Annotated in this window: 15 protein-coding genes; 7 read left to right on the forward strand and 8 right to left on the reverse strand. The window is 34.7% G+C overall.

The annotated features are described in order from the left end of the window. Both P6N22_RS03360 and P6N22_RS03365 read left to right on the forward strand, forming a co-directional pair. A complete protein-coding gene (locus tag P6N22_RS03360; RefSeq protein WP_280330152.1) occupies positions 1 to 1,044 on the forward strand; it encodes an inorganic phosphate transporter in 1,044 nt (347 codons plus the stop codon). Beyond that, on the forward strand, positions 1,041 to 1,667 hold the full coding sequence (locus tag P6N22_RS03365) for a hypothetical protein (RefSeq protein WP_280330153.1): 627 nt from the start codon (positions 1,041 to 1,043) through the stop codon (positions 1,665 to 1,667). Before P6N22_RS03360 ends, P6N22_RS03365 begins: the two co-directional genes overlap by 4 nt. On the opposite strand, the gene P6N22_RS03370 is transcribed toward P6N22_RS03365, so the two are convergent. Genes P6N22_RS03370 through P6N22_RS03400 form a run of 7 tightly spaced genes read right to left on the reverse strand, consistent with a single transcriptional unit; the run spans position 1,664 to position 9,173 of the window. After that, the gene (locus P6N22_RS03370) at positions 1,664 to 2,947 is read right to left on the reverse strand and encodes a TRAP transporter large permease subunit (protein ID WP_280330155.1); all 1,284 of its coding nucleotides are present in this window, start codon (positions 2,945 to 2,947) and stop codon (positions 1,664 to 1,666) included. The two genes, P6N22_RS03365 and P6N22_RS03370, sit on opposite strands and share 4 nt — an antisense overlap. Beyond that, positions 2,944 to 3,429: a TRAP transporter small permease subunit gene (locus P6N22_RS03375; protein WP_280330157.1), complete on the reverse strand. Its 486-nt coding sequence runs from the start codon at positions 3,427 to 3,429 to the stop codon at positions 2,944 to 2,946. Before P6N22_RS03375 ends, P6N22_RS03370 begins: the two co-directional genes overlap by 4 nt. Continuing rightward, complete coding sequence (gene murF, locus P6N22_RS03380) at positions 3,429 to 4,874, reverse strand: UDP-N-acetylmuramoyl-tripeptide--D-alanyl-D-alanine ligase (protein ID WP_280330159.1); 1,446 nt, start codon at positions 4,872 to 4,874, stop codon at positions 3,429 to 3,431. Before murF ends, P6N22_RS03375 begins: the two co-directional genes overlap by 1 nt. Continuing rightward, on the reverse strand, positions 4,875 to 5,609 hold the full coding sequence (locus tag P6N22_RS03385; RefSeq protein WP_280330161.1) for an alpha/beta fold hydrolase: 735 nt from the start codon (positions 5,607 to 5,609) through the stop codon (positions 4,875 to 4,877). After that, positions 5,609 to 6,646, reverse strand: coding sequence for a D-alanine--D-alanine ligase (locus tag P6N22_RS03390; RefSeq protein ID WP_280330163.1), 1,038 nt, complete (start codon positions 6,644 to 6,646; stop codon positions 5,609 to 5,611). Before P6N22_RS03390 ends, P6N22_RS03385 begins: the two co-directional genes overlap by 1 nt. A gap of 16 nt (positions 6,647 to 6,662) precedes the next feature. Beyond that, positions 6,663 to 7,241, reverse strand: coding sequence for a Holliday junction branch migration protein RuvA (gene ruvA, locus P6N22_RS03395; RefSeq protein WP_280330165.1), 579 nt, complete (start codon positions 7,239 to 7,241; stop codon positions 6,663 to 6,665). Positions 7,242 to 7,259: 18 nt separating this feature from the next. After that, entirely contained in the window at positions 7,260 to 9,173 is a 1,914-nt protein-coding gene (locus tag P6N22_RS03400) for a flagellar assembly protein A (RefSeq protein WP_280330167.1), read from the reverse strand. Positions 9,174 to 9,264: 91 nt separating this feature from the next. Between P6N22_RS03400 and murJ the strand changes: the two genes are divergently transcribed. From murJ to P6N22_RS03415, 3 genes are read left to right on the forward strand one after another with little or no spacing between them, the layout of a single operon-like run. Further along, on the forward strand, positions 9,265 to 10,671 hold the full coding sequence (murJ, locus tag P6N22_RS03405) for a murein biosynthesis integral membrane protein MurJ (protein WP_280330169.1): 1,407 nt from the start codon (positions 9,265 to 9,267) through the stop codon (positions 10,669 to 10,671). 9 nt (positions 10,672 to 10,680) lie between these two features. Further along, on the forward strand, positions 10,681 to 12,081 hold the full coding sequence (gene cysS / locus P6N22_RS03410; protein WP_280330171.1) for a cysteine--tRNA ligase: 1,401 nt from the start codon (positions 10,681 to 10,683) through the stop codon (positions 12,079 to 12,081). After that, positions 12,078 to 12,989: a class I SAM-dependent methyltransferase gene (locus tag P6N22_RS03415; protein ID WP_280330173.1), complete on the forward strand. Its 912-nt coding sequence runs from the start codon at positions 12,078 to 12,080 to the stop codon at positions 12,987 to 12,989. The genes cysS and P6N22_RS03415 overlap by 4 nt, the downstream gene beginning before the upstream one ends. 11 nt (positions 12,990 to 13,000) lie before the next feature. Here the strand turns inward: P6N22_RS03415 and P6N22_RS03420 are convergent, their stop codons facing one another. After that, positions 13,001 to 13,561: a DJ-1 family glyoxalase III gene (locus tag P6N22_RS03420; protein WP_280330174.1), complete on the reverse strand. Its 561-nt coding sequence runs from the start codon at positions 13,559 to 13,561 to the stop codon at positions 13,001 to 13,003. Positions 13,562 to 13,661: 100 nt separating this feature from the next. Between P6N22_RS03420 and P6N22_RS03425 the strand changes: the two genes are divergently transcribed. Next, positions 13,662 to 14,537, forward strand: a complete 876-nt coding sequence (locus P6N22_RS03425; protein ID WP_280330176.1) for a hypothetical protein — start codon at positions 13,662 to 13,664, stop codon at positions 14,535 to 14,537. Then, entirely contained in the window at positions 14,534 to 16,531 is a 1,998-nt protein-coding gene (locus P6N22_RS03430) for an EAL domain-containing protein (protein WP_280330178.1), read from the forward strand. Before P6N22_RS03425 ends, P6N22_RS03430 begins: the two co-directional genes overlap by 4 nt. The last annotated feature ends 49 nt before the right edge of the window (positions 16,532 to 16,580 follow it).

The raw sequence follows: 16,580 nt of genomic DNA on the forward strand, positions 1-16,580 counted from the left end.
ATGGATTTAACGACTTTCTTAATAGTTTTAACGGTAATGAGTGTCTTTTTATACGACTTTACCAATGGTTTTCATGATTCTGCAGACATGGTTGCAACTGCTATTGCCTCTCGTGCAATGGCACCGCACACGGCAATTGCAATTGTGAGTATTTTTACTTTTTTAGGACCCCTTCTAGTAGGTTTGTATGTAGCAGATACTATCGGTACGTTTGTGGAGCTCTCAAGTGCTACTCTGCGTGATGCCCAAGCTTTGGTTATTGCATCGCTTTTGGCTGCAATTACGTACAACCTCATTACTTGGAAGTTCGGTTTGCCTTCATCCTCTTCAAACTCTTTAGCAGGAGGGTTAGTCGGTGCAGGATTGTTTGTGGTAGGTGAAAGTGGAATAAACTGGGGATTGGAAGCACTTAGCAATGGTCAGCTTGAAGGTCTTATGAAAGTAGTTGCAGGACTTTTTATCTCTCCTTTTTTTGGGTTTATTATAGGGTTTATTATCATGAAACTTATCTTTTTTCTTTTTTCAAGATTAACGGTAAAAGCAAAACCTTTTTTCATCCTATCTCAATACTTCAGCGTAGCCTGGCTTGGTTTTTCTCACGGAGCCAACGATGCACAAAAAGGGATGGCAATTATAGGGATGATTTTGCTTGCTTCTCACCAAACAAGTGAATTTACAGTTCCACTTTGGGTTGTATTGATGTGTACAACTGCCATTACTCTTGGAACGATGTTTGGAGGATGGAGTATTATTAAAACTCTAGGATTTGAACTCTATCATCTAAAGCTTATCCATTCTGTTGCCAACCAATTGGGCTCGGCACTGGTCAATACAATTGCAACCTCTATAGGAGCACCGACATCCACAACACAAGTAGTCGTTGCTACACTAGTCGGAAACGGAGTAGCAGAAAAACCTTCACATGTAGGCTGGTCAAGAGTCTTCCATATTATCTTGGGATGGTTTGTAAACCTTCCTGTTTCTATGCTCTTTGGAGTCATTTATACCTATCTTATTATTAATCTTTTAGGAGTATTCTCATGAATTTATCCATCATAAAAAAATATATCATGCCAAAAGAGGTAGACTTTCTCTCCGCTCTTAACCAACATGCAATGGTCATAACAAAGATTACCGATGATCTTCACAAATGTTTTATAGAAGCTAGTCAGGAGAGTTGTGAAGCGATATTACAGGATATCCATAAATCGCAAGAGATGCGTGAAAAAAACATGAATGAACTTTTAAGCAGTTTTATTACCCCTTTAGACAGAGAATCAATCTATAGAGTCATTACCCAACTTGACTGGATTGCCGTTAGTATTACCCACTTTGTTGTTGAAGCAAAAGCATATGATATCCATCTGCTTGATGCAAACTATGCAGTCTTAATTGAAAAACTGCAACTCCAGTCAAAACTACTTACAGCCGGATTTAAAACTGTAAAGGCAGATGCAGAAAAAACAGCTGAAAATGCACAGAGAGTTCGTGATACCTACAATGAACTAGTAGCTCTTTACGCTCAAACAATGGCACAACTTGTTAAAGAAAATAATCTTAAAGAAGTATTGATTCACAAAGAGCTGCTCTCCCAGCTCAAAGAGATAGGGAAGAGAATGCAGATGTGTGCAAACTCTTTGGAAGATATCATTATGAAAATGAATTAGATAAAGGCAAAAACCAGATCTGGGAACAGCATAACAAGTGCTAATGCAACTAACTGAAGTAGGATAAACGGAATGACCCCTTTATAGATCTGCATTGTAGTAAGCGTATCTTTTGCCGCACCCTTTAAAAAGAAAAGACTCAGTCCAAACGGCGGTGTCAAGAAAGATGCTTGCAGATTGAGTGCTATCAGTATCGCAAACCAGATAGGATCGATTCCAAAAGCATTCATTACAGGTACCAAAATAGGTACGATAATAAAACTGATCTCAATAAAATCTATAAAAAATCCAAGTATAAAAATACTCAGCATTGCCACGGTAATAAACACCCAAACATCGCCGATATCTTCAGAGAAAAACTCTAAAATCAGATCCGTTCCGCCCAGTTCGTTAAATACTAATGAAAAAGCTGTAGCACCGATAAGGATCATAAAGATCATACCACTTAATTTCATTGTCTCAAAAAGCGCGTACTTAATCATCTTAAAACTAAGTGTTTTATTGAAAGTTGCTAAAATAAAGCCCCCAACTACACCAAATGCAGCAGATTCTGTAGGAGAAGCGATACCTGCAAAGATACTTCCAAGAACTGATACCATCAAAAGTAAGGGAGGGATGATCGCAAAAATCAACTCTTTGAAAGAACTTTTCTCATTACTAACAAGAGCAGGAGCATCCTCTTTGTTTATAAATGCTCTAATTAAGATATATGCAATATAAAGTCCAACTAGTACAAGCCCTGGTAAAACAGCTCCCATGAAAAGCTCGCCTACACTTACACTCATAACATCACCAAGTACGATCAGAATGATCGATGGTGGTATAATTTGCCCAAGTGTCCCACTTGCAGCGATAGTCCCGCTTGCAAGAGATTTATTGTAGCCCGCTTTCAACATCAACGGCAATGCGATAACACTCATCATTACAACACTTGCCGAAACTATCCCAGTAGAAGCTGCCAAAATAGCACCGACAAGAACTACGCTTATCCCAAGTCCGCCGCGTACGCTTTTAAAAAGTGAATCCATGGATATAAGTAACTTCTCCGCCATTCCGGACTTTTCTAAAATAAGACCCATCATAATAAAAAGCGGTACTGCCATTAACGTCGAATTGCTCATAATTCCGTAAATTCTAAACGGCATAATATTAAACACTTCAAAGCCGATATCCGGAGTAAAAAATGCAAACATTATAGCAACGGCACCAAAAGCAAATGCTACAGGAATTCCAAAAAGTAAAAGAGCAAGAGCGACTAAAAACATTATAAGTGCTATCATAAACTTCTCCACTCTCTAAAGTCAGTTACCAACTCTTTTAACGTTTGTAATACTACCAGTGTAAACGATAAAGGAATTAAAGATTTAATGATCCATCTATAAGGGAGTCCACCAGGATCACTAGAAGCCTCATTTTGCGCAAAACTCATCTCAACAAATCCTAAAGAGATATAGATAATTAAAAAAGCAAAAGGAAGGATGAAAAATAGATATGCGAAAATATTTACAAATAGTTGCTTTTTTCTAGAGAACTTATCGTAAAAGATATCTACCCTTACATGAGCATTGTGTTTGAGGGTATAAGCGATACTCAATAAAATCACAACATCAAAAAAATGCCATTGCAGTTCTTGCAGTGCCGTTGAACCTTCTGAAAACAGGTATCTTAAGGTCGCATCATATACTACAAGTACTACAAGTGTAGCCATAATAAAAGCCGTCACATAAGAGAGGTATTTTGTTATAGCATCAATAAAATTCATTATATAAAGTTTGGTGCATCATTCGCAAAAAGAATGATATCTCCCGCTTTTGTTTGTTTTGCCAGTAAATCAGTCAGCTTAGACTTATCCGCGAGTATAAACTTATGTTTTACATTGAGATTTTTATCAAAAAGATCGGCATTTAATGAGCCAGTAACAATGACCGTATCAAACACATCGTTAATAGCTTCAATCAGTTTGAGATTTAATTCATTACTGCTTTCAACAAGTCCTGGTGTAACAATCACTTTCTCTCCAGAGTGTAAAGAACAGATGCGAACACCTTCAAGCATACCGTCTATGTTACCGTTATAACCGTCATCGATAATAATTTTACCGCCTGCTTCTATCTTTTGCAATCTGTGTTCAACTGGCTGTAAGTTTGCAACGGCTTGTGTGATCTCTTCATTACTCATTCCAAACTGTTTTGCGATCTTAATAGCAACTGCAATATTCATAGTTTGGAATCCGCCTAAAATATCAGTATGGAGTTTTAAAATTTCACCTTCTAAGTCAATCTCAAAATCTATACCGTTAATATCTGCTAGAACGTTGCTAATTTCATTACCGAAAAACTTCACTTTTTCATGCGGTTCATCCGTTACTGAAGTATGAATATATGCAGTTTGTAAACGAGGTGAGTGCATAATCTCCAATTTTGTTGCAATAATATTCTGCAATGATTTAAAATACTCAATATGTGCTTCACCTACACGTCCAACTACAACAGTTTGCGGTTCTAAAAATTTTGTAATTGTATAGATATCACCACTTTGGCGTGCACCTGCTTCAGTTACGTATACTTGTGTATCTTGCGGTAAACTATTGTTAACATCAGCAACAAGTCCACCGATAGTATTTACGCTTCTTGGCGTTGCATATACCTTATATTTTGTCGCCAAAATTTGTGCTACAAAGTTTTTAATACTTGTTTTTCCGTAACTTCCCGTAATACACACAATTTGAAGGTCTTTCATACTATGAAGTTTGTATTTTGCGTTTCTTTTATACACTTCAAATAGATATTTTTCAATCAGTGTACTTCCTATATATGCAACTGCTAAAGGCATAAATACGCCGTAAGTTGCACATGCTTCTTTGAGTGTACATAATATATCTTGAAACAGTACCAGAGCAATCAAAAGGATTAAAAATCTTTTTACCCTCCACGTTAAAACCAACTTCTTATCGAGCTTTCTATGCCATAAATATATAGCAGGCAATACGGCAAATATAAAAAAGATTGTAAAAAACTTATCTGTCGTATAATATGCAATAAACGGGATTATAAAATAGATCAAATGCCAATGTGCTTTATGATGCTTCAGAACTACACGTGAAAGTTTATAGTCATACCATTGCAGGTTTGTTATCAAATACCATCCAAGCACCAAAACAAAAAGGACATTAACAACAAAATTGATTAGAGTTTCATAGTTTTCCATCTAATGCCCTAATGTTTCCAAAAACGTTTTTTCAATTTTTTGCCCAATATCAGCACTGTTTTTCATAAAGAAATAATGATCACCCTCATAAACGTTAAGATCTGAGTTTTTAATCAGCGATGCTATCTTTTTCCCTGAGCTTAATGGTGTAGCAGTATCTTCTTTACCCCAGCATACAAGTGCTTTGCCTTCATATTTAGAAAACTCGTCAGAATAATCTTCATCAACTACATTTTTAAATGTTTGATACATATGTTCACTCAGTTTCTTTGCATCATCGGCAACAAAAAATTCACGTAGTTTTGAAAAGCCTAAATGCTTGAGTGCTTTAAAAAGTAAAATTTTTGCTCTTACTTTAAGTGATTTTGATACATAAATACCAGCACTTGAAAGAAGTACCAAGACTTTCGGATCTAAAAGCAATGCAACTTTTCCACCGAAAGAGTGTCCTACAATAATATCTTTAGAGGCATTCATATGGATCATTAAAAGCTCAACTATACGTGCAACATCTGCAGTAGTAAGAGGCATAGAACAAGTAGACTTTCCAAAACCAGGAAGATCTATATAAATATGTCTAAAACCACTCATCTCTTTTGAAAAACTTTGTTTCATCAACTCTTTGTTACTACCCCAGCCGTGTAAAACTATTAAGTCAACTTTCGCTTCCGGATTTACAATCTCGTAGCTAATATCAAATGTATGTTGATTATGCTGAATAGATTTTACAGCCATTATTTCCCTTTTGCTTTTGAAATAGAATGAATATATTCATAACTTGCACCTATACGTTTTTTCTCGTTTAAAGATGCAGCCAACTCTTCAATAGCATTTGCGAAGTCGGCAAAAAGATAGTTAGCCATACTTCCAGGGATAGGATTTATCTCATTTAATAGCACCTCATCGTTGTGTACAAAAAAGTCACATCTGATAAGAGCACCCTCAAACAATCCGTCATACACTTTTTCAAAATTCTTTTGCAGTTTTGCCACAAGTTCTTCAGAAATTTCAGCTTTTAAAACTTGCTCTGAGCGTGAGAAGTCCATATATTTTTTTTCAAAATCTAAAAATTCCTCTTTATGAGGCTCTTCAACAATTGAAAATTTAATCTCGTTACCTGCTTTGTATCCAGCTAAATTGTACTCTTTTACACCCTCTAAAAACGGTTCTACCAATACAGTGTCATCAAATTCAAACGCAGTGTCCAGTGCATAATCCATTTGAGACTCTTCTTTAACGATACTTACACCTATTGAACTTCCCAAACGTGCAGGTTTTACAATCACAGGGTATTCAAATGAGATATCTTTATGTTCTGATTTTTTCAGTACTTCATACTCTACACTTTTGACTCCGATAGCATCACAAAGATATTTTGTATAAACTTTATCAAAAGAAAATACCGATGCATCAGTTCTAGGTCCTATGTACTTCATCCCGTAAAAATCTAAAAGAGACGCAATTGTACCGTCTTCACCGTCTGCACCGTGAATAAGGTTCAATACAGTTGCACTATGTTCACGTGTTGAAAATAAAGATTTTTGTACAAATGCACCCTGAGTTAAACTCAGTTGCGGCATCTTTTTATGCTCACCCTTAGAAAAAGTAACCGCTTTCATTTTTGACGGGTCTATTAAATAAAATGTGTGATCGCTGTCGCAAAAAATAAAAGTCAAATCAAAAGCTGCAAGTTTTTCTTTGAGTGTAATTGCACTCACTATACTGATTTCATGCTCGAAACTAGCACCGCCAAATAAAATAGTTAATTTCAATCTATATATCCTTTTTCTAAATTGTTTGAAGTAATTTTAAAGCACCTTTGACTAACGTCGCCGTATCGTCTGCTTCTAACGAAGAGAGTGCTTTTGAAATTTTGTCTTTTTTAAAGCCTAATGCTTCAAGTGCTTCCATTGCCTGTGCATATGCCTGTGTATTTGCAGCTGATGAATCCACATCAGACGGCTGTAATAACTCTGTATCAAAGCCGTTTAATTCAACCAAGATACGCCCCGCACTCTTTGGTCCTATCCCTGGTACTTTTTTCACACCGTTAATATCACTGTTGTTTATTACTACAGCAAATTGAGACGGTGTATATGTAGAACATATCGCCATTGCTACCTTAGGACCTACTCCATTGATTTTTATAAGACGTTCAAACATCTTTTTCTCGGTTGTTTCTAAAAAGCCAAATAATAATTGTGCATCTTCACGAAAAATCTGTGTGGTAAAAAGTGAAACCTTCTCTTTCGGCAATGCCGAAAATGTTTGTAAGGAGATAAATACCTCATATACCACGCCGTTAACATCCAAATGTACAAAGTTTGGTTCTTTATAAACAACAATTCCGTTTAATCCAACTATCATTAAATAATAACTTCCTTTTTATTCAAGTGCACGAATAACATATTCACCACTCTCTAATTCTTTCAGTCCAAAAACTTTTTCAGCAGAGCCTTCTATCGGCTTATAAACTATTTCTATCGGAGGATCGACCAATTTGAATTTGATCTCATTATATCCGATCCACTCTCCCCTGTTAATAACTCGCGCTTCAAAAATATCATCTTGAAATGAGGACGGCTTTGCGTTTAAAAGGTTTAAATGGTCTTGCTGTTTTAAAAGCTGTTCTTCCAGCTCTTTTAAATGTTGTTGTGTTGATTGAAACTGCTTATATTTTTTTATAAATGCTTCAGGCATTTTCACACCGTTCTTTTTATAGTGAACAAGTCTTTTTTTAATATCTAGGAAAGCAGGCATACCTTCTTTAACTAACTCTCTGTATTTTTCAATCTCTTTTGTCAGCTCACGAACTTCTACCTCTAAATCTTTAATAGTTTGTTCATTGTTTTTCATATCTTCTCGTGCACTGTCACTTAAAAGCGGGTCTATCGTAAAGATATTTTCACTCCCATGCAGTTTTTGAATCTCTATCAATTTAGTTGCTGTTGCTTTTACATGAGATGTACATACGTCAATATTAATTGTTTTTCCTGCTATATTACCACCTAAGGCCTGAGTAATATCTATCTCTTCACCTTTAACATGTCCATGTTCCAGTCTGGTAATATGTATATTTTTTCCTTCAGCTGAACCTTTATGAACATTAATATCCAAATTGTCAGCTTTAACAAATGCAGATTGATGTGTCTGTCCACCTATGGTTGCACGCTTTGCAATAACCTTAGCATTTGATCCGACATTACCGTCTACATCAATTTCTGAAACTTCAACAGTCATTCCAGTACCAATGGCATCTTTGATGGCATCCGTCTCTTTTACAGAGATATTAACATCGGAATCAACGCCACTGGAGATAGAACCCGTTGTTTTAAAACTAATCTCGGTAACATCGACATCTTGTTTGATAATATACTTTTTATCTTTCTCTTCAAAAGCGATATAACCATTCTGTTTTGCTATATATTGTATAGACTCAGGTGTTTCTACAACCTTGATTGTATCTTCTACCGTAAATTCAGGTTCATGAGAGATAACCGGTTCTGCCGGTTGCATAAATTCACCACGGCAGTTGCGTCCGTACTTTCCATTTTTAGGCTTTACATATTCTATAAGCAGCTCACCCTCTTTGACATTTTGTATAAAACCTCTTGAGGCATAATCAACCTTAGTATGTTCATCAAACTCCTGATTATTTTCATAATGTAAAATCAAAGCATCATTTATCGTCGCTGTCGGTTCAAATCCTTCTGCAATCAAATAAGTCTGTGATTGAGGAAATTCCATTACACCATTAATACGTGCTGAAGCAGATAGTTTAGAGACAAGATCGTCAACCATTTCATCAAAAACACCTATTAAAATTCCTGCACGGATTTTCTTTTTATTAATTAATACTTTAAGAGCATGTTCCAGTTTTTCTACATATGTTAGCTTAGAACCAGCAGCAACACTCAAATAAACTTTACATTTTGTAGCATTTGCACCTACTGCACATTTAAACTCTTTACAGATTAGCTCTTCAGTATCTTTTGATTTAGAAAATATCTCAATCTCATAGGTTTGTTTTATTTGGAATTCAGGGTTAAGTAAAGTGGCATCATCATCTAGTTCATATAAGGTATCGGCAGAAATCTCTTCCCATTCCGTTTCTGCTCCACCTTTGGAGATTCTTGTGTACGTTTGTACTCCAAGAAGATTGAAATCAAGTTGTTCAGGATTTGTATCATACGATTTCGCGATACTGAATATCTCCTTTGCAACATTTTGTGTCCTTACTACAGTAGGCCGTACTTTTTTCAGAGACTGTTCTTTACTTTTGGAACTAAAAAATGCCATTACACCAACCCATAAATTTAGATTTAGAATTTAAAGCAGTTCATTTTAACCAAAGTTTTGTTAAAATTATGTAAAAACGTAAAGAAGTACCTTGTTTAAAGCGATTTTCACCAATAGTTTCGGTATATTATTTTCAAGAATTTTAGGCTTCATAAGAGATCTTTTAACTGCATCAACCTTAGGTGCAAGTATCTACTCCGACATCTTTTTTATAGCCTTTAAACTCCCTAATTTATTCCGTCGAATCTTTGCCGAAGGGGCATTTACACAAGTGTTTATTCCTGCATTTGCCAGAGCTTCAAAAAAAGCGGTATTTTCTGCAAATATTTTTCTAATCTTTTTATCAATAATTCTAATAATTACACTTTTGGTAAACCTACTGCCTGGAATTTTTACAAAAGCAATAGCTGTCGGTTTTTCAGATGAAACAATAGAGATTGCTTCTCCATATGTTGCGATCAACTTTTGGTACCTGCCGTTTATTTTTGCCATGACATTTTTAAGCGGAATGCTACAGTATAAAAACCATTTTGCTACAACAGCTTTTGCCACTGCACTTCTGAATATTTCATTAATTGTAGCTCTATTACTAGCCCAAGAGGAAAATGATGCCATTATAGTTTACTATATGAGTTTTGGTGTAGTCATAGGCGGTCTTTTACAACTGCTAGTACATATATTGGCAATTCAAAAAATGGGACTAATGAAGATCGCTTTTGGAGGTTTTAAATATCTAAAAGTCAAAAGCAAACTTATCCAGAAAGAGACAAGTAAATTTAAAAAAGAGTTCTTTCCTGCGATGTGGGGAAATTCAACAGCACAGGTTTCTGCATTTTTAGATACATTTTTAGCTTCTTTTTTACTTACGGGAAGTATCTCTTACCTTTACTATGCAAACCGTATTTTTCAACTTCCACTTGCTCTTTTTGCCATAGCAACTTCAATAGCACTCTTTCCAAAAGTTTCACGTTATTTGAAAAACAATGACGAAACACATGCACTGGCAAACCTCAAAAAAGCATTTTGGTTTTTAGCGTATCTCCTCACATTCAGTACACTCGGCGGTATTATTCTTTCTCGTGAGATTACATGGCTTTTATTTGAGCATGGTGCTTTTGATGCCCATGATACACAAAACACTTCACAAGTTCTTATGATGTATTTGATAGGACTTATCCCTTTTGGTTTGCAAAAACTACTTGTGCTATGGCTGTATGCTAAACAGATGCAGTTAAGTGCTGCAAAAATAGCAACGGCATCACTTATTACTTATACTGCTTTTGCTTTAGCTCTGATTAGTCCTATGGGTGTGAGTGGACTGGCTCTTGCATCTACAGTCGGAGGAGTTGTAAGTTTCATCCTTACAGTAAGAGTTTTTGGGCTCAAAAACTTTTTCGATATAATTCGATCTAAAAACCTTATATACCTGCTAATAAGCTCTACCGTATTTATATTTTTATTATTAGTTTTTAAAAATTTTATCCAAGCTTATATCTAAAGGAAGCACTTGAATTTATTTGATTCTGTCAAAAAAGAAAAACTCAAATTTGAACCCATAGTTGCAGGCAAAGCAACACTTTACGTTTGTGGTCCGACAGTATATGACGATGCACATCTCGGACATGCAAAATCAGCACTTGTATTTGATCTCTTAACAAGAGTGCTCAGAGCAAATGATCTTGATGTCACTTATGCAAGAAACATCACGGACATAGACGACAAGATCATCAAAAAAGCGATTGAGCAACAAAAAGATATAAAAACAATTACAGACTTTTATACGGAAGCTTTTCATAAAGAGATGGATGAGCTTGGTGTAAAACGCCCCGACCTTGAACCAAAAGCAACTGAGAATCTGGAAGCAATGTTTGCAATGATCCAAAAGCTGATCGATTCTGGTCATGCGTATAAGACTGAGGACGGTGATGTATATTTTGATACTTCAAGCGACAGTGAATATCTTACTTTAAGTAATCGTATTCAAGATGAAGAAGATAAGCAAAACCGTGTAGAATCATCAGGTTTAAAAAAGAACTCGGCTGACTTTGCCCTTTGGAAATCTGTTAAAGACGGCAGTGTAACATTTGAGAGTCCTTTCGGTGCCGGACGCCCGGGATGGCACTTAGAGTGTTCTGCAATGATAGAGGAGCATCTTGCTTATAAAGATCAGCCATATGCAATTGACATACACGGCGGTGGGGCTGATCTACTTTTTCCGCACCATGAAAACGAAGCGGCACAAACACGCTGTTCAAGTGATCACTCTCTAGCAAAATACTGGATTCACAACGGTTTTGTAAATATCGATGGTGAAAAGATGTCTAAATCTTTAGGCAACAGCTTTTTCCTAAAAGACGCACTCAAAGAGTATGACGGAGAGGTGCTTCGTTTTTATCTTTTAAGCACTCATTACCGCTCAAACTTTAACTTTAATACCGAAGATCTTGAAGCAAGTAAAAAAAGACTGGACAAACTTTATCGTCTTAAAAAACGTCTTTTCGGACTAGCTGAATCAGATGAACAAACACCATTTCAAAAAGATTTGCTTGAAGCACTCAGTGATGATCTTAATATCTCTAGGGCTCTTTCACTTATAGACGAGATGATCGCGACTGCAAACGAAACTCTCGATACTGCAGGAAAACACAAAGAGCTTAAACGTCAAACTATGGCAAACCTTGCATATATTGAGAAATTACTTGGTTTTGGTATAAAAAATCCATTTGAATATTTTCAATTTGGAATCGATGCAGATACAAAAGCTAAAATTGATGCCTTGATACAAGAGAGAAATGAAGCAAAAAAAGAGAAAAACTTTGAACTTTCAGACAAACTACGCGATCAGATTTTAGCTTACGGTGTACAGCTTATGGATACACCTGCCGGAACATTTTGGGAAAAAGTATGACGATCACAGAACTACAGCAACACTTAGAACAACAGCTTCTAAGTGTTACAGATGAATTTAAAAGAATATTTCATGGTCGTGGAGGTCTATACGAAGGGCTAAAACACCTTACAATTGACAGTGTCAACCAAGAGATACTCAGCGTTGCACTTTATTTTGAAGAGGCAAATGAAACAGAACTCATTGCAATGTTACAAAACTTTGTAAGCAACTCTCAGTATACAACTTTAGTGATTCAAAGACGCTATCTTCAAGGTTCTCCGAGTGAAGTTTTACTAGGTGAAGTTCCAGAGGATCTTATTATTTTAGAAAACGGTATGAAGCTCAAACTCAATCTGCTCTCTAATAAAAACACTTACTATTTTCCAGATATGAAAAACGGCCGTACGTTTGTACGTGAAAATGCAGAGGGAAAACACATTTTAAATCTTTTTTCATACACTTGTGCTTTTTCAGTTGCGGCAAAATTCGGCGGTGCAAAAAGTGTTGTCAACGTAGATATGAGTAAGGGTGCCTTAAAAGTGGGAATGGCTAACCATTCCATTAATAATCTGGAGCCTAAAGGGGTAAGTTTTCTTCCCTATAATATTTTAAAATCGTTCTCTTCTCTAAAAAGAAAAGGACCTTACGATCTCATTATCATCGATCCGCCAAGTTTTCAACGCGGCAGTTTTGAAGCGACAAAAGATTACGAAAAACTGATCATAAAGTTACCACAACTTGCAGCGGAAAAATGTATATTGCTTTCATGTTTGAATTCGCCGGATCTAGAGAGTAATTTTATAATAGAGATGATGGCAAGATATGCTCCGACATTCAAGTTTATCGAACGTTTGGATAATTTAGAAGAGTTCAAAAGTGCAGATGAAACAAGAAGTTTAAAAAACCTTGTCTTTATCAGAGAATAAAGGAATCTCCTTTATTCACAATAGCTTGCTAAAAGCCCGTTTTTAAGCATTTTATATGTTTGCTCCCCTTTGAGCTTTTTTACAATTTCCAAAGCAAAGCAGATTGCAGTTGCCGGACCACGGGATGTAAGGATATTTCCCTCTTCAACAATCATAGCTTTATCACCTTGATAACCATCAAGTTTAATATCATTTTCAACACCAGGATAACAGGTATAGTTCGGCTTTAAAACACCTGCAGCTTTCAGAGCAAACGGAGCTGCACAAATTGCACCTATGTTTTTCCCTTTTGCATCCATATCTTTTAAAAGATTTTGTACATTCTCATCAGCAGCTAAAGCTTTTGTACCACCCCAACCTCCTGGAAGTACTATCATATCAATTACATCTGCATTTATATCTTTTACCTGCAAGTCTGTTTGAATCGTAATTCCGTTTGCACCTTTGACTAAAAGATTTTGATCCAAAGAAGCAACTAAAACATTTATCTCAGCTCTTCTTAAAACATCTATAATATTGACTGCTTCTATCTCTTCAAAACCATTTGCTAACGGGACAAGAACCTTACTCATCAAAACTCCTTTTTATTTAATGGTACAAAACTCTTTTTTAAAGCATTATTAAACTCTTTATTGTTAATATAATCACATAAAATAATAAGGCATCATAATCATGTTAAAACAGTTAATGCTCTTGTCAATGGTTGTATTTTTTTTCGGCTGCTCATCCGATCAGCCAAAAGAGATCAGAATTGCAACAAATTCATGGATCGGTTATTCACCTCTTTTTTATGCCAATGAAACTGGAGAGTTAAAAAAACTCAACATGAAGCTTGTAACAAATGTTTCATTAGCAGAAGCTTCTGACATTTTTGAAGTTGCAAAAGCTGAGCTTGTAACTACGACACAACATGAATATTTCTCTTTAAAAGAATCTGTCAAAAATGTTATTCCCATTATTCTAATTGATCGTTCTGATGGAGGTGATATGATACTCTCTAACAGAACGCAAGAGCAGCTTTATAAAGACGAAACGATATATGCATATTTGGAAAGTGACTCTATTAACAATGAACTTTTGGCTGCTTTTTTAGAAAAAAAGAAACTGACACATAAAAATATAGTTTATATCAATGAAGACCAGTTACAAATCTCTGACTTAGATAATAATACAGATAAGTCTATGTTGATTGTGACTTATAGTCCTTATAATCTTAAACTTGAAACAAAAGGTTTTAAAGAACTTGCTTCAACAAAAGATATCAACAGCCTTATCGTTATCGATGCATTATGTGCAAAAACTTCTATTTACAAAACAGAGAAAAAAAGGTTACAAGAGTTAAAAATCATCATTGACAACGCTATTGAAGAGATCAATACAAATCCTCAAAAGGTTTATAAACTTGTAGCAAAATATCTTGACAATATGAGTTATGAAGAGTTTTTAGATTCTTTAAACTCTATAAAATGGATCAATAAAAATCCGCCTCAAGAGCTTATGGAAAAGATTGAGCATTTAGGTTATAAGGAAGCTGTTTTAATCAAATGAAATCATTATCAATAAAACTCTTTGTCACTATAGTTATAGCAGCTGCTATCCTTTATCAAACAGTTGCATTTTATTCTTTTTATCATAAATCTAAAGATGGAATAGCAACATTATTACAAGAGAATCTTCAATCTCAGATCATAAATTTAAAACATCTTTTGGAAAATGATGTAAGACTGAATAATATTAACTATATTGTTTCTAATTTAGACAACTTTATAGCATCTAACGATATGCTTTCTGATCTGCATGTTCTAAACGGAAGAAAACAATTACTATATTCTACAGATAGAGATACTTTAGCATTACATGAGAATGTAAGATGTATAAAAACTTCTGAATTATTAGAACACAATGTTTTTCAAGAAGAGTGCTACTACTTTTTAATTAAATTTTATGACAATCTGACTCCTCATTATTATTACGCATATATATACACAAATTCAAAATATGTAAACTCTCTTTTAAAAGAACAAGTGATGACATATGCTATTTTATTCGGCTTTTTTACAATCATTTTCTTAGCTCTGTTATGGTTTAATCTCAAAAAATTCATTACAATCCCATTAAAAGAACTTAAATATTACGCTTACTATAGTGAAAATTCACCTGCACAATTTTTTATTCAAGAACTTGAAAGTATCCGTTATTCATTAAAAATGACGTTTCACAGAATGAAGCAGGAACAGGAAAAACTTTATAACCTTTCTACAAAAGATCCTCTCAGCGGACTATACAATCGTTTGAGTCTTATTGAAAAAATCAACTGGCTAATATCACAAGAAAAAAGAAGCAAGCAAGGCTTTACACTTATTTTTCTTGACCTAGATGACTTTAAAAACATCAATGATAGTTACGGGCATGAATTTGGAGACATGGTTTTAAAAGAGATTGCAGCAGTGATCAAAAATTCTCTACGCACTAATGATATTATTTCACGTTTTGGAGGGGATGAATTTGTTATTATTTTACCTAGTATAACAGATATTACTCAAATAGTTGAAGTATTAACAAAACTACAAAAAAATCTTTTTAAGCCTATTACACATGAAGAATTTACGTATAAAACTACATCAAGTATGGGAATTGTTATTTATCCAAAAGATGGAGAAAATGCCAATACACTCTTAAAAAATGCAGATATAGCAATGTACAAGTCTAAAGAGTTAGGAAAAAATAACTTTCACTTTTTTACAAATGAACTCAACGAAGAGTTAAAAGAAAAGCTTCATATAAAAGCTATGATAGAGTCTGCACTGAAAAATGATCATTTTAAACTTTTCTACCAACCTCAAATCGATATAAAATCAGGGAAAATAATTGGTTGTGAAGCTTTAATCAGAATCATAGACCCTGTTGAGGGGATTATATCTCCATATAAATTTATTCCTATTGCAGAACAAAACAATTTAATAGTGCCTATGGGACGATGGATCTTACAAGAGGCAGTATCTCAACTTAAAAAATGGGAAAATACACCATTGTCTGATCTGAAAATTTCTATTAATGTGTCTGCTTTAGAATTAAACAATAAAGATTTTATTAAATTTTTTGAAAAACAGCTTCTTAATATAGATAGAAAAAAACTTTGTGTTGAACTGACTGAATCTGTTTTAATGAATAATTTTGAAGACAACCTTATAAAAATTCATAAGTTAAAATCTCTAGGTATTTCACTTGCTCTTGATGATTTTGGTACAGGATATTCGTCTCTTTCATATCTAAAAAACATCCCTTTTGATTTTCTGAAAATCGATAAAAGTTTTATCGATGATATTTTAGAAGATCCAAAAGACCAGCTATTTATTCAGGTCATTATAGATATTGCCCAAACTATGCATTTAACTGTAGTAGCAGAAGGTGTTGAACATAAAGGTCAGCTATCTATGTTAGCAGACTTAAATTGTAATATTTATCAAGGCTACTTCTGTTCTAAGCCTGTAAAAGCTGAAGATTTTGAACAACTTTTCAACTCAAACGGCTGCTATAATTAAACTATTACCTTTAATTTAGTATAATCTCTCTTATTTTCAATAAGTGGAT

The organism is Sulfurimonas sp. C5, from assembly GCF_029872055.1.
In the GTDB taxonomy this organism is placed as follows: domain Bacteria; phylum Campylobacterota; class Campylobacteria; order Campylobacterales; family Sulfurimonadaceae; genus Sulfurimonas.